Below are 26,287 nucleotides of genomic sequence, written 5' to 3'. Positions count from 1 at the left end.
GGTCGCGTTCCTTGTGGCAGGGACTTTGAAACGTGCTGCTAAATTTTTATATCCTTTTCATCCCTGTAAAATACAGAGAATAACATCGGTAAAACTAACAAGGTGAGAACGGTCGATGAGATAATTCCACCTATCACCACCGTTGCTAGAGGTCTTTGCACTTCTGAACCTGTTCCAGTAGCAATCGCCATGGGAATAAAGCCTATGGAGGCTACAAGAGCCGTCATAATGACAGGCCTAAGTCGCGTTAAGGCCCCTTGAGTTACTGCTTGTTCAATATCCATGCCATCATCTATCAATTGGCGAATAAAACTCACCATAACAACACCATTAAGTACGGCAACTCCTGAAAGCGCTATGAAACCTACTCCGGCAGAAATGGAAAATGGAATTCCTCTTATGACAAGCGCCATTACACCTCCAGTGAGCGCAAATGGAATTCCAGAAAAAATGACCAAAGTGTTTCGGATAGAATTAAAGGTAGAAAAAAGAATAATAAAAATTAAGAGTAGTGCAACAGGAACTACAATTTTAAGTCTCGTTTTAGCACGAGCGAGATTCTCAAACTGTCCACCCCACTTATACCAATACCCGGCAGGTAATTTAATATTTTTTTCTATGAGCTCAGTAGCTTCTTCTACAAAAGAGCCCATATCACGTCCTCGAATGTTAGCTTGAGCAACGATTCGCCGTTTTGCATTTTCTCGGCTTACTTGATTCGCCCCTTCCACAATCGAGACTGTAGCAACTTCGTTTAACGGCACAATACTTGGTGAATAGTCTTGGCTATGAGAATGCTTTTGACTCTCAGGCGCACTCTCGACTTTCAGTGGGATTGGGAGTTGCCCTATCAAATTAATGTTTTGCCGCATTTCTTCAGGTAAACGTACAACAATATCAAAGCGTTGATCCCCTTCAAAGATAAGTCCTGCCTCTTTTCCTCCTAGTGCCATAGCAACTACATTTTGAACGTCCACTACATCCAAGCCATAACGGGCAATCGCCTGATTATTAATGTCGATAAATAGGGAAGGAAGCCCACTAACCTGCTCCACCTTCACGTCACTGGCCCCTTCGACCTTGTTTAAAAGGGAGCTTACCTCCGTTGCCTTTTCTAAGAGCACGTCCAGATCGTCACCAAATATCTTTACAGCAACATCACTTCTCACACCCGAAATAAGCTCATTAAATCTGAGTTCGATTGGTTGAGAAAATTCGTAAGCATTTCCTGGAATTTCCTCCAGAACCTCTTCAATCTCAGCGATAAGATCTGATTTTGACTTTGAGGGATTGGGCCATTCACTTCTCGGTTTTATAATCACATAACCATCGGCTATATTCGGTGGCATAGGGTCAGTTGCAACCTCTGCCGTTCCAATACGAGCAAATGTCAGTTCTACTTCTGGAAATTTTAAAAGTGCCTTTTCTACTTCCTTTTGCATCTTAATCGATTCACTTAGAGACGTAGCGGGAATACGAAGTGCCTGGACAGCAAGATCGTGTTCATCAAGTGAAGGGACAAATTCGCTGCCGAGGCTTCTGCCGAGAAGTACTGATGTTATCAAAATTGTAGCGGCCAGTACTCCTACAAGAGTTCTTTGACGAAGGCTAAAACTTAGCGCTGATTTATAGTGTCGCTTGAGAAATCCAACGATAGCTCCTTCTTCTTCACTTACCTTGCCCGTGAGAAAAATAGCTATCATCGCAGGGACAAAAGTAAAAGACAGAACCAGCGCGCCAAATAGCGCAAGTAAGACGACTTTCGCCATAGGGACGAACATCTTTCCTTCGACGCCCGTAAGCGTTAAAATCGGAAGGTAAACTATCATTATAATGCCGACGCCAGAAAGCACAGGGCTGGCCACTTCTTTAGCTGCGGCAAAGGTCTCTTCAAAGCGTTCCGATCTCGTAAGCGTTCGGCGAAGACTGTGCTGCCTCTCCGCAAAGCGCCTAATAATATTTTCCGCCATAACAACAGAGCCATCCACTATAATGCCGAAATCGATAGCCCCTAGACTCAAGAGGTTCCCACTAATTCTGTTATTTACCATCCCAGTAACTGCAAAAAGCATCGATAGCGGGATGGCGAGGGCAACAATAAGGGCGACTTTAAAGTTTCCTAAAATACAAAACAAAATAACTATGACTAAGAGCGCTCCCTCGACCAAGTTTTTTTGAACGGTGTGAATGGTTGCATCCACAAGGCTCGTGCGGTTATAGAGCGTTCTTGCGACTACACCTTCAGGCAATGTGGTATTAATTGTTTCCATTTGCGCAGCCACCGCATGTGCAACTGTACGACTGTTCTCACCTATGAGCATCATGGTCGTGCCGACCACTGCTTCTTCACCATTAAGTGTTGCCGCGCCAGTTCGAAGCTCTTTACCTAGATCAACCCGAGCCACATCCTTTATAAACAAAGGCGTTCCATCTCGGGTGAGTATGCGAACATTTCGCAATCCCTCTACGTCCTTAACTAAACCGCTGGTTCGAACAATATACTGTTCGCCCTGATGTTCTATGTAACCTCCTCCAGCAAAAGAGTTGTTTTTCTCAAGAGCTTCGAGCACATCTTGAAAGGTAAGTCCATAAGCAACTAGCTTTTGGGGATAGGGTGTTACATGAAATTGTTTAGCAAAGCCCCCTATTGAATTCACTTCTGTGACACCCGGAACATTGAGTAGCTGTGGACGAATAATCCAATCTTGGATTGTCCTTAGATCCATCGATGTATATTCTGAGCCATCCGGCTTAACTGCTCCCGGCAGCACTTCAACTGCCCACATAAATATCTCGCCAAGGCCAGTACTGATTGGTCCCATTGCGGGCTCGCCCATCCCTTGAGGAAGTGCTTCTTTAGCCTCTACTAGTCGCTCCCCTACCAGTTGTCGAACTAAAAATAGGTCTGCATTGTCATCAAACACCACTGTAACCTGTGAGAGTCCATAGCGCGAGATTGAGCGTAATTCACTAAGGAATGGAAGCCCACTCATAGCCGTCTCAATTGGAAAGGTAATTCGCTTCTCAATCTCTACTGGAGAAAGAGCGGGCACAGAGGTATTAATCTGTACCTGGACGTTAGTAATATCTGGCACAGCATCGATTGGCAGGCGGGTGAAATTATATATTCCAAGTGCTCCCATACCAAAGGTAGCGAGCACAATGAGCATGCGGTTTCGAATTGAAAATTGAATCAGTTTACTTATCACGTTCCGCTCCTTAATGACTATGTTCTGCAGCCCCTTTCCCAAGCTCTGCTTTTAAGATAAACGTTCGACCTGCTGCAATTTTGTCTCCCGCTTTCAAACCAGAAAGTATCTCGCTGGTAGTTCCATCCGTTCTTCCAACTTGCACATGACGTACTTCAAAGCCGAGTTCTCCATCCTCAGACTTACCATTTACAAAGACGCTCTGCTTGTTTTCGACTAATAGTATCGAGCTGTTCGGAACTGCAAGCGAAACATTTTCAGAATCTAAGAGTGCTTCGACCTCAACAAACATACCAGGAAGCCAGTTAAATGATTCGTTGTCGAGTTCAATTCTGGCAAGAGCAGTCCGAGTAGCTTCAGTTAACGTAGGGCGAATGTAGCCTATCTCACCCAATTGCATAAGATTTATTGCCTTGGAGGTAACGCGCACAGATGTACCTACTCGAACACGCTTTAGATCTTTTGGAAAAATGGCAACATTGACCCAAATGTCCTTCAAACTAGCAATAACAAATATCTCACTTTCTTCATTTACAAACTCGCCTCTTGTTGCATCTTTGCTAATAACAACACCGTCAAGTTCCGCCTTAATATCATATGGAGAGAGGCTTTCATTGCTCTGTATGGTCGCCAATAGCTCGCCAGCCTTTACTGGCGATCCCAGTTCTTTATTGACTTTCTGTATCGTTCCAGCAAAACGAGGTACGACATGGATTATGTTGTTGCTATTTATAGTGGTTTCGCCGTATAGCTTTAGAGAATCCTGCAATTGAGCTGGTCCAGCCGAAACAATCTGTAACCCTGCTTTCTTTGCCCTGTCTGGCGATAGCTCCACAAAATTTTCATTATGGCCCTCATCACCACTTGATTCTCCATGGTCGTGACCGTCATCTGATTCTTCATTTTTTCCACTACTTTCTTCGTGTTTATCATCTGTGGCATGAGCTTCGTGGTCACCATGAGGCTCAGCGTTGACTAATGCAAGTTGAACGAGAGTAAAAATAGCTAAAGCAATAGCCTTTAGGGGAAAGTGTTTATTCATTATTCATATCTCCGTTAATATTTTTCATAAAAGTTCCTGATAGTGCGCCGAGTTCGGCTTCCGTTTTATTAAGAGTGAAAATTGTTATAGCGAGTTGTGTTTTTACGTCAAAATAAGCGCGCTGTGCATCGGCCAGGTCTAGATATCCAACTCGACCTGCTGAATAAGCTTCCTTCATCTGTTTGAGTGCTTTGTTACTCTCAGAGAGAAGTACCGTCTTTAGCTGTTTATACTGAGGGATGAGCGCCTTACGTCGTTGTATTAGAGAATCAAATTGAGCTTGAATATTAATTTTGGTGTTTCGATAGAGTTGCTCCGCAGCTCTTATCGAGTGCTTTGCAGCCAGAATATTTCCCTGATTAGTATTAAAGAGTGGTATAGGAATAGAAAGCATGGCTACGAAAGTTGTATCATCAGTCTCTTCGAATTGTCTTACACCTGCCTGTGCGGTAAGATCAGGAATTCGATTTACTCTCGCAAGAGCATGATTCGCTTTCGCCGCAATAAGTTGCAATTTTTGAAGCATTACGACCGGGAATTCATCGATATCCAGGCTATCAAAGGCTTTTTCAGAAGAGTTCCAGCTCTGCTCAGGAACATCGCCGAATTCAGCTAAGTTGCCCATCCAAAACGCAACGAGTTGAGTCTTGCTGACAATTAGCTCTGAAGATGCAAGCCGTAGGGCTATCATTCTGTTTTCCAGTCCCACTTTCGCCCTTGTTACTTCACCTTTGAGGACACCGCCAAACTTAAGCTTTGTTTTAGCAGCTGAAAGAACCTCAGTCGCTATAGTTGTATCCTGTTCCGCTATAGATAAAAATTCCTTATCTCGCTGCACAGCTGCAAATGAAGTAACTAACTGTGATAGTACTTTGTTACCAAGCTGTTGTGCTTGCATCTTAACAACTTTCGCGGCTACATTTGAGGCATTTGTTCGGGATGAAATCTTACCGCCGAGTAAAATTGGTTGGCTAAGAGTATATGTAGTCTCTGATAGACGAGTGCCATTGAGATCTCCACCAAAGTTTTCAAGTTCAACTGCCGCCTGTGGATTTGGGAGTAGGGTTGATTGTAGTACTCTCGCGTCCGCCGCCTTAAGTTGTGCAGATTGAGCTTGTATCAGTGGACTTTCTGAAATCGTGCGGTCTATAAGCTCATTTATAGTATGTACCTTCTTTGGAGCAGCATATACAGCGCTACAGCATGTGCAAGTTATGCCTGCCAAAACCAAAAGTAATTCTTTTATCATTATGTCCCCCATCAAAATATCAAAAATACCTGACTGTTTACTAATCCTCTCGTTAGTCTTCGCCGCAACATTCACGCCACCTTCTATGCATCCATATCCACTGAGATGGAGCTTCTCTAATATATGAACTAAGAATGGTATTGATACGAAGAGTAATCTCTTTATACGCTTCACTGTCATACAGTAGCTCTAGCCCAGAAAGTGGCAGTACATCGATTGAAATGTAGTAACTCCCTAGTTTCTCGCGTCGGGCAATACCTATTAGTGCGGGCAGTTTATACTTGTGGATGAGTCTTGCAGGAACATTCGTGGTGCAACACTTCTTGCCTAGAAACGGAACCTTTAAGCCATTCCCTTCATGTTGATCGCAAAGTAACATACAAAGATGTGGCGGCAACGAGCCTTTATGTGCATTAAGGACCTCTCGTGTTACCTCTTTCTTATCAAAAAGATGAAGACCATATTCAGTACGAATGTTCTTCAAGTGATCAGCAACAACTCTGTTTTTAGGAAGTTTTGAAGCAACGATTGTTTTCGTAGGTGAAACCACGGAAGCTAACCATGCCCCTACATACTCCCAAACACCATAGTGAGAAGAGATGGCTATTGTGAGCGGAATTTCGCCAGATTGACATTTATGAATAAGACGCTGAGCCTCATCTGAAACATCCATGCGCGTACTCTTATAGGATCTCCTCAAGAGTCTATGCATACAAATACTTTCTATTATTACCAAAATATTTGAATAGAAAGAACGCTTACCTACTCGTATGGAACTCTCATCAGAAAGAGCAAGAATAGATCGGAGGTTCTTGAGTGTAATAGCCCGGCGACGCTTGTTCGTTGACCATAAAACAGCAGATATCCCGTAAGAAAAGTGATCTAGTACCTTCAAAGGAAGAATTCTTAGAGATACTGTCACAAAGTTTAAAGCAAAAGCAGCAAGAGAATATTTAGCTTTTTCAAAACTGGTCGATAGCATGAGAGATTCGTTGTCCATAACGGTAGACTGTTTTATGAATACAGAAGTATGTAAGTATTACGAGGCTGGAAAATATTCCAGATCGCACGATGTTGCTAAAGATAGGCTCATTAGCTTCAATGAGCCTGCAACTCAGTACAAGGCAGAGAGTGCTATGTATTTTTAACTGGATATCAAACCAGTAAACGGACTGACGATAGCATGAAAAGGCCTCCCACCTTCGTAGAATCAGGCGAGCTAAGACCTGAATACATCGGCTCGGCGACCTTATAAAAGTAAGAATCTTGAATAGCAGTAATAGCCGCAACGTACTCTATCTGCGGGACCTCTAAAGATTTAGAAGAGATAAGGAAAGACCGCTCTTTTGTTATGACATGAGCTGGATCGTGCGGATCATTTAACACGCGTAGTTTTGAACTGATACGTTTACCTGAGCTAGCTAAACGCTCATCATCAGTTTCCTTTACATGTGCAAATATGACATGGCTGCCAACATGCTTCTCACAAAGCTTTACTTTATGGGGAGGGCAATCCTTCACAGTGCCTTGTGCAGCGAAAGCACCTGGTAAATTTGACAGGGTTAGCACAGTAACCAGAACAAGACGAAACAAGCGTCTCATAACTGAAGAAGAGGAATATTGATAAACTTTAGCTGCCATTGTCATATCACTTTGGTAGTGTAACTTCTAAACCTTAAAAAGACAATAGGTTATGATGTACTTGAGCAAAGGACTCGCTTTCCTCCTTTTAACAAATTCCAGACAGAAGCTACGACTATAATCCTAAAAATGGTAGGGTCGAGAATAAGCTAACAACTTGGTATCACAATCGAACCCAAAAATCCTATGCCGGATCTCAACTTAGAAGCCCTATCAAAACCTAGGATATCAACTGTCGTTTTCTGCAAACCACCATAATTGTAGGGTTCTTGGCATATTCGGTGAGGTTTTGATAGGGCTTCTTATTTAGTTGTACTTCCCCCCCCGTAAGTGATCCAGTCTTTTGCGAGAATCGCATCCGGGCGTAGCCCGGAAAGGATTTCTCAGATGAAGAAGACACGTCACACGACTTCCCAGATAATTGCGAAGCTTCGTCAAGCGGACGTTGCCCTTCCCTCCGCTCCGCAGGTTACTTCGGCTACGCCTCAGCAACCTGCTCCGCTACGGCAAGCCAGCGGAACCCTAGGACCAGATTCTTTCTCAAGCACTGGATCATAAAAAGGGGGAAGCCCAGTTGATGATACAGCAATTACTGGACACTCGTGCTATAATTTTTTTCTACTAGGATCAACAGAAAAAAAGCAATCACCGAAGCTTGCCGGTCAGTGGTGAAGCAAGAGTCAAAAAAAGTAGCTCTAACACAAGTCCTGGTCACCGGTGAAAGACTCTTACCACCGCTGCTAGAACCCGGTGAGACAACCACGACATAACCACCTGGTTTCACACTCAATGCCATGCAACGCGTTCTCACGCCATCCCTGGAAGATGTTCGATTGGAATGCGTGTTAATGCAGGCATGGAAAAAGACTTCGGCAAACTTGCGCTCGCACAGCTGGTATGCCGACACGCTTGGCATCGACTATCAGTCGCTGCGAATTCCTGATTTCATCGCCGAGATTCAGGAGGACCTTGAACAGTTTGAGGAGTGGCAATCGTTGCCGTTGGAGCTTGTGCCAGCCCCCAAGTCGCAACGCTGGAAATTCGAAAACGATCAATGGAAGCCCAATCCCGGCAGCTCGAATAAACTCCGTCCTCTGGCTCATGTGGCTCTCCGTGATCAGGTTGTGGCGACCGCCATCCTGCTCTGCTTAGCCGATCGAGTGGAGAGCCAGATGGGTGACCCCCGTCTCACAATAGAGCATGCAGAGAATCGGGAACGCGTGCTTGCGTACGGACACCGGCTCTTCTGCGACGGCACGAACGACGGACTCCGGCATCGCTGGGGTAGCGCAAAGCTCTATCGAAGCTACTTCGATGATTACCAAACATTTCTTGAACGACCAAGGATTGTAGCGGAATATGCAGCTTCTGAAACTGATGGCGAAGAGATAGCAATCGTTCATAGCGACATCTCCAAGTTTTACGATCGCGTGACCCCAGAGGTGCTATTCAAGCAGGTGACTGCTTTCCAGCGAGACGGGGATGACAAGCGATTTTTCAAGTTGGCCAAGTTAGTGCTCAATTGGGAATGGGCTGACGTACCGCGCGCCGAGAAGCACGCGGAAAAGCACGACTTGCCAAGGTTCACCGACGTCGCCCTTCCACAAGGCTTGTCCGCAGCGGGCTTCTTCGCAAATGTTGCCATGCAACAGTTCGAAGCAAAGCTGCGTACTGCCTTCGACAGGCCAATCGATGATGCCGAAGAAATCGTCTTGCTTGATGCCTGCTATTACGTCGATGATTTCCGGCTCGTTCTTCGTGTACCTGAAGGCTGTGAGGAAGGCAATATCTCTCGCCAAGTGACCGCTTGGCTTCAGCACCTGCTCGACGAAACTTGCTCTGGCCTGGTCGTGCAAGACGAAAAGACAAAAACAACGGTACAAGGACGAGATCGTCGATTCCTCGTGCCTCAGTCACGCACGGCAAAGAGAATTCAGAATGAAGTGTCGGGCGTATTCGATATGCTGCATGGTACGGAGCTTATCGGGTCAATTGAGGGCTTCTTTCACACGCAACAAAGATATTCGTCTGAATCGACGCCTGAGGGCGATGGCCGCTCGGGACTACTGGTAGGCATGTCTGACATGCAAGACCAAACAGCAGCCCGCTTCGCTGCCGGTAGATTTCGAAGAACTTTTCGGTCTCTGCGTCCGATGCTCTACGACGAATCGACTGATGATAGCCCCGAGGCGCGTGACAACACAGGCGATGATGACGAAGACCGTCCCCCCTCAGCCTTGCCACGCCAACTCGTTCTGTCGAAGGCCCAACTAGACGACCGTGGCAAATTATTTGCTGCGTTGTTAATCGAAGATTGGACCATCAACCCAGCAAATGTTCGTTTATTGCGGATAGCGTTGGACATCTACCCTGATGTCGAATTCTTGGATCAGGTCCTCCGTATTCTGAAACGCGGCTGGACAGTAGGGGGCTCCCAAGGTACACAGCGAGAAGTCCGGCAATATTGCTTGGCAGAGTTGTTTCGGGCCGGAGCTACCGAAACTGGCATTGTCCCAGACGAGGAATGTCTTCCTTCGGCTGTAGATGTCAACGAGTATCACCAGAGACTCATTCAGGAGGCGACAGAGATCTTCAATCTCTTCGTCAGCAGACAGACCACGAGCACTAGGCTGCCGTGGTACTTAATGCAGCAGGTGTTCTTATACCTCGCGGCTCGTGACGCCTTCCCCACAGATCTCGACTCGCTCGGCAAGAAGGGCGGCCCCCACCTGGCACTCTATCGCCGCTTTGCACATTTCCTTGCTGGGGATCGCGTAGCGTCGTTGGATGAAAGGACGAGTTTTCTGGTGATCGCAAAATCAGGCTTCGGACTCGATGAGGCCATCGCCCGCACTGCGGAGAACACGGTTTCTGCTGAGTTCCTCGAAAGAGTCGACGGAGTATCGCCATCAACAGCGGCAGAACTTTGGAGCGAAGTTGAGCCTTCGGCAAGTCCTGTCCTGCGACAGACTGCTGAGCGGCTAGGGCTTTCACCCAAAGAGACGGCAAGAGATGAGACGCGTTTGCCGGATCTCTCGTCGGGGCAGCTCAACCCATTCGTCGATGAGATAAACCTTCTCTATCTTGCCGAATGGCTATTCTCCCTTGACCGCGATGCGTTCGATAAAGTCATATCCCCTTGGCAAATCAATTGCAAGTTAGAAGATTACTATCAAGAATTTGGGCGCATTGATGCCGGCTCGTTCGTGCTACACAAGTCACCGCAAGTGGCAGTGCCTCTATTTCGACCGCCAGACTGGTGTGAGAATCTCCAGCAAAAGCAGCGGTATCAGATCGGCATTTTGCTGCGTTTTGCGATTCGCGGGAGCACCTCACTCTACTCAGGGGCTCCACGGCATACTAAGAATCTCAAACGCTACAAACGCCCAATCTCTCACTGGGAACAGCAACGCTATTCTGGTTTTCAGGGAAGGTCAGCATTTGGACCGGCGTGGATTCCCCTGTCGTCTTTTATCGAAGACTTGTTGTTCGAACTTCTTAGGTGGCCTGGCTCTGGAGTTAGCAAACCCGTTACTCCGCTTCGCAGGTTAGCCAGCAAAGTGAAGCGACGACTTAGCGAACTAACCAAGCGGTACGGGGCGGCAAGCAAAACGTCACTTCAGGACATGGAGGCTCTGCCCCCGTACAAGACTGGTCAGCAATGGTCGAGACCGTTGCGCATTGGAGTGGTGCAGTCAGTTACGCCATGCATGGATGATTACACTACTTGGCTAAGCGACCCAGAATTGCGAGATCTGGATTTTCGCCGAAAACACAAGGCACATATTGCTGCAATTCTCGAAGCGGTTGCTCAATTGCTCCGAGTGAGAGAGTCACATCGTTCTCAAGGAAGATCTGATGGTCAACTACTGGACATTCTTGTATTCCCCGAATTGGCCATACACCAAGATGACATTCGCCCACTGCTGCTGCCATTTGTCCGCGTTCACAAATGCATCGTTCTATTTGGAATGGTTTACCATCGCGACCCCACACTTCCAGGGAATCCTCTGCTCAACAGTTGCCAATGGCTTATCCCAAGCTGGAATTCGCACTCAGGATTGACGGTCGCGACTATTGAGCAAGGGAAACGCTTTCTAGCAAAGGAAGAGAGAGCATTCGAATCTGCTGGACTAAAAGGCTTTCGTCCAGCGCAATGGAGGATCGAGTACCATTGGCATTCCGACAAGAAACAGCATCGTCCCCTCTATATTTCAGCGTCCGTGTGTTACGACGCTACAGATTTGGCATTGGCTAGAGACCTGGGCAGCCAGAACGATCTCTACATTATATGCGCTCTCAACCAGGACGTTGGAGCGTTTGACCGAATGTCGGACGCCATCAACTACCACATGTACCAAGGCGTGCTCGTAGTCAATAATGGTCAATTTGGTGGCAGTAGTTTCTACATGCCGTTGCAGAAGCCCTTTCACCGTCAGATACTCCATCAACACGGGCAGCCACAGGTGTCGATAGCGTTTGCTGAGATCTCCCCCCAAAAGCTCATAGATAGGCCAGGAGGTGATGAGAATGACTTACCGCCTGGAAAATGGAAGACGCCACCAGCTGGATGGATCAACCCCGGTAGTTAGTGGCAGACTTATCGGCGTCTATCGTATCAGCGAGCAGGTAAGTGAGGGCGCGCCAGATAATCACAACAAGCCTCTCAAACCTGCCTCAGCTTTTAACGCCGAACGCACCAAAATAGCCCACTACCTCGTTCGGATTTCATCGGTCAAATACATAATTTACTTCGATGATTCGATTGGCAGAGACATTGCGCTACCCTGCAGTTGGATAACCACAAAGGAGATTGTCAAATGACCGTTTACAAAGTCCCAGTACGAGTTGAGGTGCCAGCTCACGGAGAGGTAGAAGTTGAGGCAGATTCACTCGAGAAGGCCTGCATTCATATCAGAGATGACATTAGAGAACATGGCTTCAATAGCATTGCTGGAGAAGCTGAGTTCACCACAGATTGGGAAAACGCAACGAATTTATCATTGGGAAGAGTCGTGCTCCTTGATGGCAGAAAGTTTACTGAGCGTTCCTAATCAAGACCTGTGATATTTCACACTTAAGCAAATAGTTGGGTACTTATCTCTTTTCCGTATTTGGCATCTCGCTACAAGAGCCCTGAAAGCCTCAATAATTCGTGAAAGCCGACCAACAAAAAACAGCGGGGACACCCAAGGTGTCCCCACTGCGTTTTGCTAGGCAGCATTTGTTCTGTTCAACATCAAACCAGCCGTTGGCCAGTCTGTTCTTACTACAAATCCCGACAGGTCTTCGCGAGCAACGCCTTTCGCCCGTAGGCCCACGATTGCCGGTGATGGATCAAGATACCTCAAGTCGTCTTTGTCTCCATCAATCACCCGGTAACCAAGCCAAGTCTTGGGAAGCTCCGGCCAAAAGACTACAGCGACGTTTCCTGATAGTTCAAGCAGAGGAGTTATCCAATGGATATTCAGCTCGTGAGCAGAAAACGTCAGATCGTAGTTGCCAGGCCACGGCTCACCATCAAGCCTTCCACTCAGGAACTTTTTCATCCTTCCGGGATGCTTGGTGTAATCGTAGAACTGCACATTTGGAAATTCCCGAAATACATTCGGGTGCCTTTTTTCCCAAGCGAGATCTCCCGTGCCGTTCAAACGAACCACTGGCAGCATTCCTTGAGTCTCGGCATCATAGCAGAGCTGATGGAGATCTTGCCGAAGCAACGCCATAAACGCATCGTTGTCAGCAGCGTAAAGTGCTGAACGACGATCACGTGCACTGGTTGCCTGATCAGATCCCATCCGCCCGCTCGTAAATCCGAGGCAGGTGCTCAAACAGCCCGGACTTGCGTTCGGGCAGTAGAGGCCACTAGTCAGATAGAGTATGCGTGAAAGCACTCTCCTCGTTTGTGACTTCTCCACTTTCGAGCTGCTGCTCAGTAGGTACCGTGGTCTTCCCAGTCTGTCGAGAATTTCCTCCGGAGTAAAGTTGTCGTAAGTGAACAGTGATTTTGGATCATGAGTTCTCAAGACCTTCAATCGATTTTGCTTATTCTTCCTTTCATTCATTTTCATCACCAAAGTCGCAGTCCGATTTACCGAGGTGGCGACTGCAATAACCAGTCCTCGTCAGAAGCTGTTGCTTCGGACCAGTCCTGATTAGCTTTGGGATGAATTGGAAAAAAGAAGAGACCTAGCAGTAATACTTCAAGTGTAGCGAGTCGCCTGCAGGAGTGAAGAGTCGAAGTCGGAAATTCTTGCAATTCGCAAAGTGTTGGATCGAGAATTCTACTTTGATTTGTCAGGAGTGGTTTGCTGTCGATTGACCTTGAAATGTGGTGCGTTCATTAGGTTAGTGCTGGGAGGTTTTTTGGGGAGAGGATCATGTTTGGTAGTCTTGTATTTGGTGCTGGTCTGAAAGGGTTGCACCGTATAGTTAAATTGTATTTGGTCCACCATACTGTTCGTAATAGGCTCGCTTGAGACTAGCCCTCGAAATACAGCGCTGTGGCAAGCATGATCTACGCCAACCCAACATCCTGACAAAACATTTACTACTTCTTCATTTGAATTCCGGATGGCAAACTTCTTAGTGAAAATCGACTGAAAACAGCCATGACTAAGTTTTTCATCAAAACCAAGCATAGTGAATAGGAATGGACTGACTCGTACGGCATAGAGCTGGTACGGTCCATCGCTTTGACCTGCATTGTTGTTGGCCCACCCAGTGAAATGAAGTGATCCTGGGGGAGCATAAGGGGGCGCAACGATCTGCCACAATTTGACCTGCTCCGCAAACCAAGTGTGATCTTTGGGACCCGAGTCTTGACGATTGTAGCTGATGAATCTGCCGAACTTAAGATTGAGGTAATCTTGTGGATTGTTGCTCAAGGCTGTAGTAGGGCGTTGCTGATCGATTAATTTATCAAGAGTGAGCTTGTTCCCCTTGCCTAGTACATTTTCTGATCCGTCGATGATCTTCCGGCAATTTCCAACCGTCGCATGATACGGTGGATGGGGATTCGGACCGCTTCTGCCATTTTCTATAAATCCAAAAGCTGATTCGCTGATCGTGCCAAGTATTCTTACTAGTTTCCTACGACTCGTGTTTTTACCAACTGCACTATAGAGCGACGCTATAGTATCACGGTCAATTGGATAATGTTCATAAGGTTTTGACATAAAGGTACCTTAGGTTGGGAGGGAGATTACCTATTGTTACAGAGCGCGCACCAGCTGAAAATATCTGTGCGCATTATTTCAGCTTACATCTCAGTGAGAGTAAACTTCAAATAGGCAGCACTTGTTGGCACCTAATCGCAACACGAGTAAAAAAGAGGTAGTCAGAATTTTACAGTATGGCCGATAGGACGACTTACTATCAAGGTTCCGAGATATTAGGCGATAGAATCTTAAATTATTACCTAAATGGAGTTCTCCTAAAAGGAGTTGAATAGTATTAGGAAATGTAGTATCGCAAGCAGAGGCATGCGAGAAAAGCTTTGACACATCACACGATTCCAAAGCCAACACAAGGGGGTCCCCGTTGAACAATTACCACACCGTGTGATTCGGTGGCACGTTGGTTCGCTTAGCGTGAGAAACTACTTACCAATGTGTGTAATCTAAAACAACGGGGCCCCTCCCTTAACAAAATTGTACTCCAGAAATAGGCATTGTTCCCAGTCTATTGTGGAGTTTTCGCATATACCAGGCGAACTTTCCCAAAAATTGCTTTTGAACCGGCAATCTTAAATCAACTTATTCCAGTTTCAAGCCCCAATTTCCTGCTTTGGACGAATTTTCACACCCGCAATTTATGTTGGCAATTGGTTTCCCTCGAAGTCTTCAATTGGGAGACAGTGCAACTTACTACCTTGAGGTGGCCCACACTTGACGGTAGTTGAACTTCTGACTCGGTAATAATGCTCTTGGTGGCAGGGTGCTAACGGTTGAGAAGTCCGCTGCAAAACCTCTGCCGTGAGTATCTAAAATTTACTCACAACACACTCGGTCGCCTCAGTGATTGCCCTAGAGCCATCCCTGATTACCCCACCACTCTAGACTCCTGGATAGGTCGACAAAAACCTTGATCAGTTCGTTAGACCCTGCTGGGGTGTGATAGTACTATATAAAGTATTTATTGCAATCTTATTTGTGAAGAAATATTAATGATCCCGTTTGGCATGCTTGGACTTACGCAGAAGCATTAGCAATCATTAATGAGCAGAACTATTTTGGCGTACTTATTATTGTATTCATTGGATGAGATGTTATAATACGGACAGTTTCTCACGCTAAGCACATTAGGACCTACTATTCCTAGTGGCCAATCTGTCGCGGAATCATCTAAAGCAAAATCAGCCTTGCACGGCTACCTATTTTGTAGAGCGATGATGTCCATTTTTCCCTTAGCGACTGTGCTATCCAAGCGATCTTGCACCTATGGTCTAATCTCGCGCACCTGCGAAGTTAGGTCGTGTCCATGCCCGATGCAGAACAGGTCACTTCAGTCTTCTAACGTAGCAAAGCTATTAGTAGCTCAGTTTCGATTTCTGCGAAACTGCGGTGGGATGTCTCTGAGCCATCGCCAATCAACTAAGTCTTGCAATAGGAATGGTTTAGTCGGGTGGTCCAAATTAACGATTGCTCCTTCGTCTGCTCTGATTGGAGGGACATTGTGAACGAAAACATCATGGCAGTCTTCGAAGCTCTTCCGCCAAATCCAACTCCAGCTGAGTTAATTCACTTCGCCAATGTCTTTCGTACTGAGTTTGGCACAGGAGATCCCGCAGTAAAGAAGCGTATTCCTTGGACGACCATGTCGATTCCCACGCCGGTCTTGAGACTTTTCGCTCTGACGGCCAGGCGAATCGAAGCCTCAATGCAATCGGGTCGAAGTCAAGATAAACATCCACATTACTACGTCCATAAAGGGGTGCCCCCTTGGTATCCCGGATTTCTGGGGGTGGAGGAATGGCTGGCAAAATCTGAGCGAAGTCGGAGGAGTACAGTTCGCCGCCGAGATAAACTTCGAGATGCTAGGGAGTTGTCACGTGCTTCTGAAGAAGCGGTTGAGATGCCTAATGTGTTGGACATTTCCAGCATAGACGACAAGTGTTTGCTGAAGAGCACATTATGTGCGCTTACGCGAGGAGAGTCATCTGAGGTTTGACTCGGCTGATGGAAAAAGGCGTTGAGATCACCTCACAGGTGGTTGAAACCATACCGATGCCGACGGTAGCTGCTAATAGCTTGTTGAGAAGGAGTATCGCCTCGTTGCTCTTCAATTGTTGCCAGCCAGTTAGACCATCGGATGACTAAATAAACTGCCGGTAACTAGAAATGAGCATCAAACAACAAATGAGCATGACAAATTAAATCCTATCAACATCGAATGCCGCCATCGTGGCGCCGGTTAATGTGTATGGTCGCCGGTCGGGGCCGGTAACTCCGCAATGGCTCCGATGGCGGCATTCGATGTTGATTAAAGAATAATTGGGGCAGCAAGTCTATTCTTGCCCGGTGATACTCCTGTGAATAGATGTTACTCCTTATACTAGGCGAAATAGTTCCAGCCAAGGTATCTACGGGGGTTAATTGTGGGGTGTATTGCAGCTGCACGGTTCTATCGCACACACCTCCCTTCATGCTTCCTGCTTTTAAGAGCATGTCGCTAGGAATTATAGTCCAAAAACTGGAGGCCGATAAGTCCGTAGGACACTACTTGACCCATTGATATACTCTTGGTCGAACAGGAACCTTGCCATCTTGGTCCAGGAAATACTGGACATCCATTAATGTGAGGGATTGAGAGGCAATAAAATGAGTGACTCAAGAGGATAAGTTATGTTGGGATGGAAATTGGTAGGCAATCAATTGGTTCTCATCTCTGGTTAAAACTGTTGTGGTACGCAGTTCAAGTGGACAAGACATTAGAGAGAGATGTTGTGGCCGATCGCTTCAAGTGCTATGAGATGACAAATGGAGCAGAGGTAAGAAATTGGGATAGTGTTCAGCTATTTCATTTCAGGTGAGATCTAGCTGCACCATTGAATTGTATTCGTAATGAAAGATTAAATTCTTACTCATTACACTTGCCCTGAAGTTGATGAGTGTATATAACTTACCTAAGTGGAAAGGCGATTGCACTTTCACTCAGTGGTCTTACCAACCACTGGAATTTCCGAATTCACAAAAAGACCTATTGCACGGGAGAACTTCCCTAGTGATGGGTCTTTGTTCTTTATGCATGATGGGTATTCTTGCCCAAGCGATTGATACGGTTGCAAATCGTATCGTTTCACACCTTCATAGGCGTGTCGCCAATGCGCATTCGCGGTCTGTCGTGTATAGCGTCGTCACTGTCGGTCGCCTCATCACCACCAAATCTCAGTTGTTGCCATTCCTCAGTCCATGCTTGATCGATTGCGGACTGTATCTGGAGTCTTTGACGGGCAAGGCCAATGTCCTACCTGTCAGCGAATTCTGGAGCCGGGCAGAAACTGACTCCAATAACCATTTCCAAAACTAAATGCTAGGAAAACTCAGAATGCTCACTCGATATAAGATGCGATACATGAAAAGCCTTCCCAAGGAGGCTCCAGAAGCTGCCGAAGGTGCAATTCGTCAAGACACTCGAAAACATACCAAGCATTGTCTGCGACCCACTCAAGAGTTGGTCGAACGTTATCAGGCAAACAACTGCACATGGGACGAGTTTGCTGACGAATACGGAGCCCTGCTTAACGCAAGGTTTTCCGAGGACTGTCGGGCATTTGATGAACTGGCACGGCTGGCCATGGAGGGTGATGTCTTTTTGGGCTGCTCCTGTCCCACCCAACAGAATCCAGATGTAACCCATTGTCATACGGTTCTTGCACTTCGATTTATGCAAGAGCATTACCCACTCCTAACGATTAAGTTACCCATTGCCTAAGTGTACCCCTATGGCTGATCAAAAAGCATTAGTCAACAAGCTGTGACCCCAAAATTCAAGGATCCCTGATCATGCTAGTTTTATCCAGGAAGAAAAATGAATCTATTGTCATTAATGATGACATCACGATTGTTGTCGTGGAAATTCGCGGTGGTAGGGTCCGCCTGGGATTCAAAGCTCCCCGGGAAGTGCCCGTTCATCGCCGCGAAGTTTATGACGCAATTTTACGAAATCACTCCGACTCAATGGATCCCAAGAGACGACCTCTGCTCCAAGATGTGCTTGATAATGTCCAAGAGCTGGATCGGGAGAACTTGCAGTGAACACGTTTCCCTTCATCGAGAATAGGTCGATTCTTACTAGGACGAGTGGTTTCCTAGGCGAAGGCTATACGCATTCACTTAATGCCTATGCTGGCTGCGGATTCTCTGGGAGTCTTTGTGGGTCGTATTGCTACGCGCAACACAATCATTGGATTACCCAAGGGCGATCGTGGGGATTCTATGGCATTAAGCAGGATATCCGCACAGCTTATCGGCGAGATTATGATCGCATCAAACGGCCCCAAAGGTCTCAGCCGAAGTCGCTTATGATTTATATGTCCAGTAGCACCGATCCCTATTGTCCGCAGGAACAGCGCGCTCAGGTTACTCGCGCCTTGCTCGAAGAGATGGTAATCCGTCCACCTGATGCAATCGTGATTCAAACTCACGGGACTTTAATTACCCGAGATATTGATTTGATTGCGGAGTTAGCTAAGCAATCCAAGCTCTGGGTCTCGCTCACGGTGGAAACGGATAGGGAGCAAATTCCAGGATTTCCCGCTCAAGCAAGTTCGCCAGCCAAACGCATGGAGGTGCTTGCCAAGTTTCGCTCTCAAGGAGTTCCAACTCAGGCAACTGTCAGTCCCCTTTGTCCAATCGAAAATATTCAACGGTTCGCGGAGAGTTTGGAACGAGTGTGTGATCGCGTGATCCTGGACCACTACCTCCTGGGAGATGGGTCCCACGGTCTTCGCACTCGAAGAACAAGTTTTCCTCAGCTGCTTGCAGAGGCAAGTTTTGGAGAGTGGAACACGATGGAAAAATTCGAGAGCGTGTTGTCGCAGTTTCGTTTGGTTTTAGGTGAAGAGCGCGTTCTCGTCAGTGCCAAAGGATTTAATTCAATCTAGACCTTCGTTCCCTAGAAAGCATCAACTCTACCCTCCCGTGAATTTTATTAAAGAAAGGTATTGAAAATGAATTCTCAACAAGCAACGGTCATCATCAGCGGTCGTCTGGTAGACGATCCGAAAGTGAAACAGCAAAAAAAAGCCGCAGTGACGGTCACCGAGATATCGGTTGCCGTGAATGGTCCCGGCCCAGAAGAGGTGATCTTCATCGATGCGGCCATCTTTGGTGAAAACTATGCAATGCTACTCGAAGAAAATGCCACCAAGGGGACCGAGATTGTCGTTTTTGGTCGCCTGCGCCAATCGCGCTGGAAAGATGATTCAGGCGTCAGTCATAGTCGACATTCGGTGCTCGCATCGCACTTGGCAGTAGTACCAAAACCTCAACAGGAGACAGCTGAGAAAACGGCCTAGCATCGCACATTAGAGTTCCCCCCAGTAGTTGGCCTGCCGGCTGATGACGTCGGGTACTTCCACCAGGAAGCGTCACAGTCGGGTCGACCAGGCCAGCTACCGAGGGAAATATTAATCGGTTTGACTCGTACAGATCGATTGCGAGACGAACCAATCGCTGGAAAAAATCATGTCCCTAATTACTACTACTTTTGCAATTGACGGTACAGAGAATGCCGCAGCATTGGATGACGGTGAGCGGGGTCCTGGGTCTGTGGATACCGCACATCCATCATTCGCCCAGTGGTGGCATGTTTGCGAAGGGGAGATTGCGAGTTTGTGGTTGCCAATTCCCCTTCACCATCCCTTACTGAAAAACATCCGTCCTGAATCGGGAGGACTTCTCCACGTCCAAGATGCGGATGGCAGGCCAATCGAGGTCCAGTTGGGAAGCGACATGGGAATTGAGTTGGTTATCAGAATTTCGAGTTCACCCACGGATTTGGGAAATCTGGTTGTCCACGGAAAATTTCGGTTCGAGATAAAGCGTGACAACGGTTCCCGGGAAAGTTTTCGCTATTTCCCCGAGACGAACGATTTTCGTTGTCACCGCCTGGCGCGAGGAATCTGCCAGGCCTCAATCGGTGGTTCTCGTATTACCTTCACTGCCAAGGGTGAAGCGATAGCGCGAGGTCGATCTGAGAGTCAATCTCTTGCGGCGGATGGTGAGGGAATGACGGTTTTGGAGGACCATTCGCAACTTTGCTCTGATGGGCGGGGCCATGTGGTCCATATCGCGGGAACTGGTGAAGTCCAGGAGTATTTCCACGACCGGAACAGGGGCGTCTGGCTAGCCTTATGGATTCCTACTCCATGCTGGAATTGGTCGGAATTAATGAGTGCGGAAACGACGATCAGCGCGGAGCTACTGGGCCTCGTGGTGGTTTATGCCAGCGGTGCGGTCCAGCTGTGGGGAACTTATACGTTTGATCGATGGACTGAAATTCATGAGGCCCTGGTCGGAGAAGATGGCCGCTGCCAGTTGTTGGTGACCCGCGAGCAAGGGAGTGATTACCTGTACCTTTTTGAAGATGGTTCGGATCAGCCGACCGGGGTCGCGCGGTTTTGTCCGAACTATTTTCTCGGCAAGGATGGAGAAACCTACTATGCCGGGTGGCTCTATGCGGCGAGTCGCAATTCGATTCCTTCCGGAGTTGCAGGGATTAATCCCCTGGGCACGTTGCTTTTGGCGATGGGGGTGGTTCTGGGCATCGGGTCTTATTGGAGTCAATTCTCAGGTGAACTCTTGGCAGGAATGTTGTGGGTCATGTTGTTGTGGGTTGCGGTCCGAGGTGTGGCTCACTCACTCCGAGCTGTATGGGAAGCATAAGCGATGATTAGCCATCAACGAATCCGAAGTCGACTTCTGTCAGCGGCGGCAGTCCTGCTGCTACTGGGGTTGTTGTTTCCTACGGCAGCTTTTAACGAGGCGTTTACGCGACTGTTTGGCGGAGTGATGGGGCTGTGGTTTTTTTGGCAGCTGTTCCTCCTGATGCGCCAACTTGTGGCGTGGTTTGCGGAACGGCTGGGGATTTGAATGCAATGTTGAGTTTTGTTTGTGTGCGTGAATTGTTGATTGGTTTGGTGAAAAGTGTGCCATGGCAAGGATTGTCTCTTTCAAAAACGTTCGCGTTTTTGAATGGGCTAATTGCTGATCTGCCCAGCGGAAGATTCGCTTTCGTTCCAAGGTCGGCTGTTATTGGAGGAATAGCTATGTTTGCAACGTCAAGCAACTATCCAAAGCATAAATCACCCGTTTTCGGAACACCGAAAACGACCAACAACAATGATCAACAGTTTCCGACTGGGATTCTGCAGATACCGGGATTTCCCGAGTACGAAGCAGCCTGGTGGGAGGCTCCCCAAGGGAGTGGAAATGAAGGAGCGATTTTTGCTTCGGTCTCGAAAGTCTCTCAAGATCGAACCGGCAAAAAGAAAACGCTCCGCACGTTTCCGCTTCACAACGGGGGGTTGTTCGCGAATATCCTGGGGTGTTGCACGCTCCTGGATCATTTTTCGAATGATCCGTCGATCAATGAGGCTGAAAGGCGTTTGTTCGGAAACGTGTCGCTCGCTGTTACCGAGGCCCTTGTAAAACACATCGGGCCAAGGACGCTACGACACGGGTCGACCAAGTCCCACGCCAATGGCGATGCCAGTTCGCTGCAAAGCAGCATGGCGTCCTTGTTTGGTGGTCTGGAGGATTAACTCACGCACGTTCCAAGTCCTGGGATCTCTCACGAGATCCCAGGCATTTTTACTTGTTGGCACTTAATTTTATGAGGAGTCAAGAAAAATTATGATCAGCGTTTTCGATACTAATCTCAATGGGGTTCCTGAAATCCCTTTACCGACGCATACCGACGTCAAAGAGCAGGCAAGCAGCCACAGAAACCCTCATGCTTCTGAAGCCACTTCTGACATCCCCAGTCAGGAAACCGTGACCAGTCAGGGTTACACGGTTACCTATGGCACGGGTCCAGTACGGCGGGTCGCGATAAAAGAAGCGAGCGACAAGGTTTTGAGTAAGCCCCCTCGGGTAGAGAAAACTCCCTTAGATCAGATGAAATTTGCGTCCTCGACCCCGGGTGGTCAGGAAACTGCCAAGTCGATAGGGGCGAGTCTGCACGAAAGCAATCCTGAATGGAATTACTTTCTTCAGGTCGCGGAGTGCGTAAGGCTGGAAGTCGCACCGTGGCTGGCGGCTGCCCAAAAAGCCGTCGAAGATGCCAATTCGAAAATAAAGGTCACCCCCCATCAGAAGACGATCCGAAAAGGAGCCTGGAAATCACTTCTTGATTTTGGGAATTTTCCAGATGTGGTGGGAATTATTTTCTACTCCTTGGTGATCCTCGTGGGAGGTGTCGCCGAAACGACCTGTGGGATGGTGTATACCTATGTTGCTTGGGGGGATTTTGTCCGGATCGATTTTTCCATCTTTACCGAATTCATGATCGCCTTCGCCCTGACGTTCGGCTTCGTGATGGGGCCGTTCGTGCTGTTGAAGTTCATCCCTTTTTCTCAAGATGCCGTGGGTGCGAGTCGTTTTTTCAAACGGTTTCGCGTTGGGGCAGTGTTGTTGATCATGGCGGGGCCGGTGACATTTGCGTGGGTCCTGGGGACCAGCAAAGACTTCCCGCCAAGTATGGGATCGGCAGCACCCCCGTGGAATCCCGGCATGATCGGTTACGTCGCAGTGGCCATGTTCACCCTGGCGTTCACGACCACGGCTGCGGCGGCATTTCTCAAGTCGTGCGTGAATGGGCTCTACACGTTTGATACCCTGGAGATTCCCGAGGGACAACATGTGTCAACGGAATTGGGGTTTGCCAACGAGGCCCTCGCTAGCTGTGTGTCCATTAAGGCACGTGCCGAGCGTGCTATCAAGGCCTATCAGGCTGCTCAGCAGAATTTGGAACTGACCTGTGTAAATGTTTCGGCTGCCTACCAAGCAGATCTCAATGCGCGACAGCAGCAGGCATTCCTGTTGGAGGCTTAATGTTTTTTCCTGTGTGAACTAATTATGAAAGAGAGGTTTTCCCATGCGTTGGTCTCATTTCTTTAATCCCAGTTCGTTGCTGGCGGCAGCGATAGCAGTGGCTCTTCTGGGTACTGTATTTTCTGAAGCTGCAGCTTGTAGCTCTTTGGTGAACTGCCTGATGAACGACTGCATCAGGCTTGGTCCCTTCGAGATCACTCCCTGGTTGCCAGGATTTGTGGCCACCAGCGGGGCTATTTGGATGCTCTCCAACCAATGCAATCCCCTCCTGAAGTGGCTGGGGAGGGTCAGTAGTGTAATGCTGAGCATGATGGCAGTGCTTATCCCTTGGACCGTTTGGGAGAACTCTCCCGCAACAGAAATGCTGAGGACAAAGGTCTCAACGGATTCTGTGGGCCCGTTGTTGCTGATCTCCTTCTCTTGGTTGTCGCCGTTTTTCAATCTATGTATGGTCGAAAAGTTGATCAAGCATTTCCACACTCTCAGTTTGCTTTTCATCTTAGCGGTCACAATGAATTTCACTTACGCTGTGGATGAGATCGGCTCGTCAGGTTCGGTGGTAGTAAAGCAACATATTACCTTTGATACTGATCTGAGGGAGTATTTTATGTTCGTGGCGGATGGATTTCAGGAGGGCCGGTTAGAAATCGCTGAACTAATTGATCGCATCATTCACAAGTCCCCTCCCAAGACGGTGCTGCATCTGTTTGCCTGCCCCGCGCATCGACCCATTTGCTCGTTCACCGTGGGGGATGAACCGAGCGCGATCCGCATGCGGACAGCTTCGATGAAAAAACCCCTAGCGAAAGCAGGTCCCTTTTTCAGAGAGCCTCCAGAAAATGGATCCTTGCAGCTCGACTTACCGCGCGTCGCAGCAAGTATCGCCTCAGTAAGAGCGACGCCGTTTCCGGCACTGGTGATTTTGGCGGGAGACCCGGTGTATGATGGGTCTCCTCATCACCAAGGTTTCTCGATGCGCCAGGGCGTTGTGCCGACGTTTGCCACGCTACGGAAATCCTCCCTCTCGCATCTCTCTCCTTTTTTTCAAGGGGTCAAGGACATGCCGAAAGACGCCTTGGTGACGATACTCGCCCATGATTCCCAATGGGGAGTGGATCACGTCCATCAAGAGGCGGTCGAGGATTTTTGGCGTGAGCTATTCCGTAAGCAAGGGGGCGCCCATCTACTGCGTATCACAGCTTCGGTGGAGTCGGCGTTTGATCTGATGAGACCGCAAGCGATGCCGAACATAAAGACAATCCCGGTTGAGGAGGAATTTGGGATGCGGCCCGCCACGATCTTGTCAGCACAAGAAAATCCCGAGGGCATACCGCTGATTGTGTTTCTCGGCCGTCCCCGCGACAAGCCCGTCCTGTTTGAAGTCGATCCACCCACCAATGCCGAGGAAATGTTTGAGAAGGCCCTCAAGTCCCAAACCCATACTTTGATCGCAATGCGGTGGAACGTCGATGGAAGTCTCCTTACCTTTACGGATCCCGACTTGCATTTCTCGCATCCGGATTTTGCGGAGGAGATGGCCTACGACAATCGCCGGACACCGTTTGCCTGGCTGCTGAAGGATATTCGCTACGGTGTGACGCTTCCCGGAGGAGATCATCCGGGAGACGCTTTTGGAGAAAACTGGGAAATGGTCGTTGTGAAGAATGAGTATCTTGACGAGCTCGAAGCCTGGATCAACGTCTACTGCGCTGTCGGCGGCCCCATCAAAATCAATGTGGTTCAGATCGGGGCCGGCATCAGAAAGGATGCCTATTACACACTTCCCGTTCGTTTTGGAGATGAGGCGACCGAGAGCAAGACACGGGACCAGAGCCAAGCTTGGTTTCGCCTCCCCTTGCCACTGCAGGCCAATGAGAAATTTGAGCCTTTGAGTAATTCGGCACGCGTGGAAACCAAGGTCCCTCGACAATCAGCGAAGACGCCCCCCCCAACACCAACCCAGCCCAAAGTGGCGGCTCGTTCGGCACCGGTCAAGCCGCTGCAAGTCGTAGTCCCAGCTTCCCAGCAGGAGGCCCCGCAGGTGACGCCAGTCGTAGCTAAGATAGTCCCGTCTGCGAGTAGGCCAGAGCCGGCTACTCAACCGCAGGTTGCAAAGAAGAAAACCTTTCCAAAGAAAACAGAGGCTCCCACCCTCCGCCAGCAACCAGCGGTTCGACAGGTGGAACCCCAACGAAAGCAAGCGATTCAACCCGTGGTATTGGCGCCCCAGGTTCTGCCGTGGGCCTGGGATGAAAACGCCTGTCCACCAATCGATTACTGATTTTTTGTAGCGCTTCATGTAGGAGATTTGCCACAGCAATTCTCTCCGAAGGTGCAAAAAATCTTTTCAAGGAGGAGCCACCTATGGACTATGGGTACAATCGAAATGGACGTCGGGCAATTAGAAAGCGAAAGCGTCGGCAAGCAAACGACAACAACTACGCCAGAGATCTGTATTATCTTACAGAAACTCTCAGGATCGTAGTTGGAATTATCATGCAAACGGCCCTCATCGGTACGGGCTTGGTATTGGTCGGTGTCGGTCTGATGCGCGCTATCTACTTGCTAGGCTAATGTTTTCTACAGGAAACATCTGGTCGGCTCACTCTCCTTTTCAGGGGAGTGAGTTTTTTTTCATCAGAGCATGTCGAAAGAACTCTTTTTCCCAATTCCCTTGGGAACCTCCAGACTCTCTCCGTTACCATGCTCTGTTCAGGAGTGACCACTTGCCAGAAATTCTCAGCCCCATGCGAGGTGCTTTGGCAAGTCGCAACGTGAGTTGCCAACTAGTTTCTCAATCATCTTCCCAGCGACGGAGACCCAGATAGAGTCCCAGGCCGCCGGTGGCAATCCAAGCAATCGCCGTGGGGAGATCCATGAGTCCCGTACTGGCCAGCTGTTGGTGCAATTCAAAGATGGTCGGAAGCAAGAGGAGAAAGATTCCCAGTAGCACCCAGCGATTGCGTAAGATATTAAATATTTCTCGGTCGATCATAGAATCCTCCTGGCACGAAGTGGACCGCCAGACTATCGGATCCAGCGCAAATGGCAACTCGAGCCGAACGCGACTTCTAAAATGCCATCCTTA

20 protein-coding genes are annotated in these 26,287 nt (G+C 48.2%); 12 read left to right on the top strand and 8 right to left on the bottom strand.

Annotation, left to right across the window (positions count from 1 at the left end; genetic code table 11):
* Positions 1–38: 38 nt before the first annotated feature.
* The 5 genes from Pr1d_RS15150 to Pr1d_RS15130 all read right to left on the bottom strand — a co-directional run bounded on the left by Pr1d_RS15150 (position 39) and on the right by Pr1d_RS15130 (position 7,141).
* Positions 39–3,209, bottom strand: a complete 3,171-nt coding sequence (locus tag Pr1d_RS15150) for an efflux RND transporter permease subunit (RefSeq protein ID WP_148074310.1) — start codon at positions 3,207–3,209, stop codon at positions 39–41.
* Between the two features lie 10 nt (positions 3,210–3,219).
* Positions 3,220–4,251, bottom strand: a complete 1,032-nt coding sequence (locus tag Pr1d_RS15145) for an efflux RND transporter periplasmic adaptor subunit (protein ID WP_148074309.1) — start codon at positions 4,249–4,251, stop codon at positions 3,220–3,222.
* Positions 4,244–5,575 (bottom strand): TolC family protein, encoded by a 1,332-nt coding sequence (locus Pr1d_RS15140; protein WP_168205249.1) that lies wholly within the window; start codon positions 5,573–5,575, stop codon positions 4,244–4,246. Before Pr1d_RS15140 ends, Pr1d_RS15145 begins: the two co-directional genes overlap by 8 nt.
* Positions 5,553–6,500 (bottom strand): lysophospholipid acyltransferase family protein, encoded by a 948-nt coding sequence (locus Pr1d_RS15135; RefSeq protein ID WP_148074307.1) that lies wholly within the window; start codon positions 6,498–6,500, stop codon positions 5,553–5,555. Before Pr1d_RS15135 ends, Pr1d_RS15140 begins: the two co-directional genes overlap by 23 nt.
* Before the next feature lie 155 nt (positions 6,501–6,655).
* Positions 6,656–7,141 (bottom strand): hypothetical protein, encoded by a 486-nt coding sequence (locus Pr1d_RS15130; RefSeq protein WP_148074306.1) that lies wholly within the window; start codon positions 7,139–7,141, stop codon positions 6,656–6,658.
* A 794-nt stretch (positions 7,142–7,935) separates the two neighbouring features.
* Between Pr1d_RS15130 and Pr1d_RS15125 the strand changes: the two genes are divergently transcribed.
* Positions 7,936–11,733: an RNA-directed DNA polymerase gene (locus tag Pr1d_RS15125; protein ID WP_148074305.1), complete on the top strand. Its 3,798-nt coding sequence runs from the start codon at positions 7,936–7,938 to the stop codon at positions 11,731–11,733.
* A gap of 621 nt (positions 11,734–12,354) precedes the next feature.
* On the opposite strand, the gene Pr1d_RS15115 is transcribed toward Pr1d_RS15125, so the two are convergent.
* Positions 12,355–13,206 carry a GP88 family protein gene (locus Pr1d_RS15115; RefSeq protein WP_449240509.1) on the bottom strand — a complete coding sequence of 284 codons (852 nt, stop codon included), beginning with the start codon at positions 13,204–13,206 and terminating at the stop codon, positions 12,355–12,357.
* Between the two features lie 219 nt (positions 13,207–13,425).
* Positions 13,426–14,319, bottom strand: a complete 894-nt coding sequence (locus Pr1d_RS15110; RefSeq protein WP_148074302.1) for a hypothetical protein — start codon at positions 14,317–14,319, stop codon at positions 13,426–13,428.
* A 1,513-nt stretch (positions 14,320–15,832) separates the two neighbouring features.
* Between Pr1d_RS15110 and Pr1d_RS15105 the strand changes: the two genes are divergently transcribed.
* The 11 genes from Pr1d_RS15105 (at position 15,833) to Pr1d_RS15055 (ending at position 25,773) form a co-directional block, all read left to right on the top strand.
* Positions 15,833–16,312 carry a hypothetical protein gene (locus Pr1d_RS15105; protein ID WP_210417728.1) on the top strand — a complete coding sequence of 160 codons (480 nt, stop codon included), beginning with the start codon at positions 15,833–15,835 and terminating at the stop codon, positions 16,310–16,312.
* A 1,404-nt stretch (positions 16,313–17,716) separates the two neighbouring features.
* Positions 17,717–18,076, top strand: coding sequence for a DUF488 family protein, N3 subclade (locus Pr1d_RS15100; RefSeq protein ID WP_210417727.1), 360 nt, complete (start codon positions 17,717–17,719; stop codon positions 18,074–18,076).
* A 71-nt stretch (positions 18,077–18,147) separates the two neighbouring features.
* Positions 18,148–18,399, top strand: a complete 252-nt coding sequence (gene csrA / locus Pr1d_RS15095) for a carbon storage regulator CsrA (RefSeq protein WP_148074299.1) — start codon at positions 18,148–18,150, stop codon at positions 18,397–18,399.
* The gene (locus Pr1d_RS15090; protein WP_148074298.1) at positions 18,396–19,247 is read left to right on the top strand and encodes a radical SAM family protein; all 852 of its coding nucleotides are present in this window, start codon (positions 18,396–18,398) and stop codon (positions 19,245–19,247) included. The genes csrA and Pr1d_RS15090 overlap by 4 nt, the downstream gene beginning before the upstream one ends.
* Positions 19,248–19,313: 66 nt before the next feature.
* Positions 19,314–19,661 carry a single-stranded DNA-binding protein gene (locus Pr1d_RS15085; RefSeq protein WP_148074297.1) on the top strand — a complete coding sequence of 116 codons (348 nt, stop codon included), beginning with the start codon at positions 19,314–19,316 and terminating at the stop codon, positions 19,659–19,661.
* A gap of 169 nt (positions 19,662–19,830) precedes the next feature.
* Entirely contained in the window at positions 19,831–21,030 is a 1,200-nt protein-coding gene (locus Pr1d_RS15080; protein WP_148074296.1) for a hypothetical protein, read from the top strand.
* Between the two features lie 3 nt (positions 21,031–21,033).
* On the top strand, positions 21,034–21,237 hold the full coding sequence (locus Pr1d_RS15075; protein WP_148074295.1) for a hypothetical protein: 204 nt from the start codon (positions 21,034–21,036) through the stop codon (positions 21,235–21,237).
* A gap of 176 nt (positions 21,238–21,413) precedes the next feature.
* Positions 21,414–21,908 carry a hypothetical protein gene (locus tag Pr1d_RS15070; protein WP_148074294.1) on the top strand — a complete coding sequence of 165 codons (495 nt, stop codon included), beginning with the start codon at positions 21,414–21,416 and terminating at the stop codon, positions 21,906–21,908.
* A 91-nt stretch (positions 21,909–21,999) separates the two neighbouring features.
* Entirely contained in the window at positions 22,000–23,199 is a 1,200-nt protein-coding gene (locus Pr1d_RS15065; protein ID WP_148074293.1) for a hypothetical protein, read from the top strand.
* Positions 23,200–23,242: 43 nt separating this feature from the next.
* Entirely contained in the window at positions 23,243–25,480 is a 2,238-nt protein-coding gene (locus tag Pr1d_RS15060; RefSeq protein WP_148074292.1) for a hypothetical protein, read from the top strand.
* An 83-nt stretch (positions 25,481–25,563) separates the two neighbouring features.
* Positions 25,564–25,773, top strand: a complete 210-nt coding sequence (locus Pr1d_RS15055) for a hypothetical protein (protein WP_148074291.1) — start codon at positions 25,564–25,566, stop codon at positions 25,771–25,773.
* A gap of 220 nt (positions 25,774–25,993) precedes the next feature.
* Here Pr1d_RS15055 and Pr1d_RS15050 read toward each other — a convergent pair whose 3' ends face one another.
* Positions 25,994–26,194 carry a hypothetical protein gene (locus Pr1d_RS15050; RefSeq protein WP_148074290.1) on the bottom strand — a complete coding sequence of 67 codons (201 nt, stop codon included), beginning with the start codon at positions 26,192–26,194 and terminating at the stop codon, positions 25,994–25,996.
* Positions 26,195–26,287 lie beyond the last annotated feature (93 nt).

This window comes from Bythopirellula goksoeyrii (assembly GCF_008065115.1).
GTDB classification, from domain to species: Bacteria; Planctomycetota; Planctomycetia; order Pirellulales; family Lacipirellulaceae; genus Bythopirellula; species Bythopirellula goksoeyrii.
Note: the sequence above shows the minus strand (reverse complement) of the source record. Positions and strands in the feature narration are given on the sequence as shown.

What these genes read in the sequence shown, in the direction of transcription:
- Pr1d_RS15070 (WP_148074294.1), top strand. Translation starts at nt 21,414, where the DNA reads ATGTTTGCAACGTCAAGCAACTATCCAAAGCATAAATCACCCGTTTTC.
- Pr1d_RS15060 (WP_148074292.1), top strand. Translation starts at nt 23,243, where the DNA reads ATGCGTTGGTCTCATTTCTTTAATCCCAGTTCGTTGCTGGCGGCAGCG.
- Pr1d_RS15130 (WP_148074306.1), bottom strand. Translation starts at nt 7,141, where the DNA reads ATGGCAGCTAAAGTTTATCAATATTCCTCTTCTTCAGTTATGAGACGC.
- Pr1d_RS15105 (WP_210417728.1), top strand. Translation starts at nt 15,833, where the DNA reads ATGGCAGTCTTCGAAGCTCTTCCGCCAAATCCAACTCCAGCTGAGTTA.
- Pr1d_RS15050 (WP_148074290.1), bottom strand. Translation starts at nt 26,194, where the DNA reads ATGATCGACCGAGAAATATTTAATATCTTACGCAATCGCTGGGTGCTA.
- Pr1d_RS15100 (WP_210417727.1), top strand. Translation starts at nt 17,717, where the DNA reads ATGAAAAGCCTTCCCAAGGAGGCTCCAGAAGCTGCCGAAGGTGCAATT.
- csrA (WP_148074299.1), top strand. Translation starts at nt 18,148, where the DNA reads ATGCTAGTTTTATCCAGGAAGAAAAATGAATCTATTGTCATTAATGAT.
- Pr1d_RS15080 (WP_148074296.1), top strand. Translation starts at nt 19,831, where the DNA reads ATGTCCCTAATTACTACTACTTTTGCAATTGACGGTACAGAGAATGCC.
- Pr1d_RS15135 (WP_148074307.1), bottom strand. Translation starts at nt 6,500, where the DNA reads ATGGACAACGAATCTCTCATGCTATCGACCAGTTTTGAAAAAGCTAAA.
- Pr1d_RS15125 (WP_148074305.1), top strand. Translation starts at nt 7,936, where the DNA reads ATGCAACGCGTTCTCACGCCATCCCTGGAAGATGTTCGATTGGAATGC.
- Pr1d_RS15085 (WP_148074297.1), top strand. Translation starts at nt 19,314, where the DNA reads ATGAATTCTCAACAAGCAACGGTCATCATCAGCGGTCGTCTGGTAGAC.
- Pr1d_RS15110 (WP_148074302.1), bottom strand. Translation starts at nt 14,319, where the DNA reads ATGTCAAAACCTTATGAACATTATCCAATTGACCGTGATACTATAGCG.
- Pr1d_RS15065 (WP_148074293.1), top strand. Translation starts at nt 22,000, where the DNA reads ATGATCAGCGTTTTCGATACTAATCTCAATGGGGTTCCTGAAATCCCT.
- Pr1d_RS15145 (WP_148074309.1), bottom strand. Translation starts at nt 4,251, where the DNA reads ATGAATAAACACTTTCCCCTAAAGGCTATTGCTTTAGCTATTTTTACT.
- Pr1d_RS15075 (WP_148074295.1), top strand. Translation starts at nt 21,034, where the DNA reads ATGATTAGCCATCAACGAATCCGAAGTCGACTTCTGTCAGCGGCGGCA.
- Pr1d_RS15055 (WP_148074291.1), top strand. Translation starts at nt 25,564, where the DNA reads ATGGACTATGGGTACAATCGAAATGGACGTCGGGCAATTAGAAAGCGA.
- Pr1d_RS15115 (WP_449240509.1), bottom strand. Translation starts at nt 13,206, where the DNA reads ATGAATGAAAGGAAGAATAAGCAAAATCGATTGAAGGTCTTGAGAACT.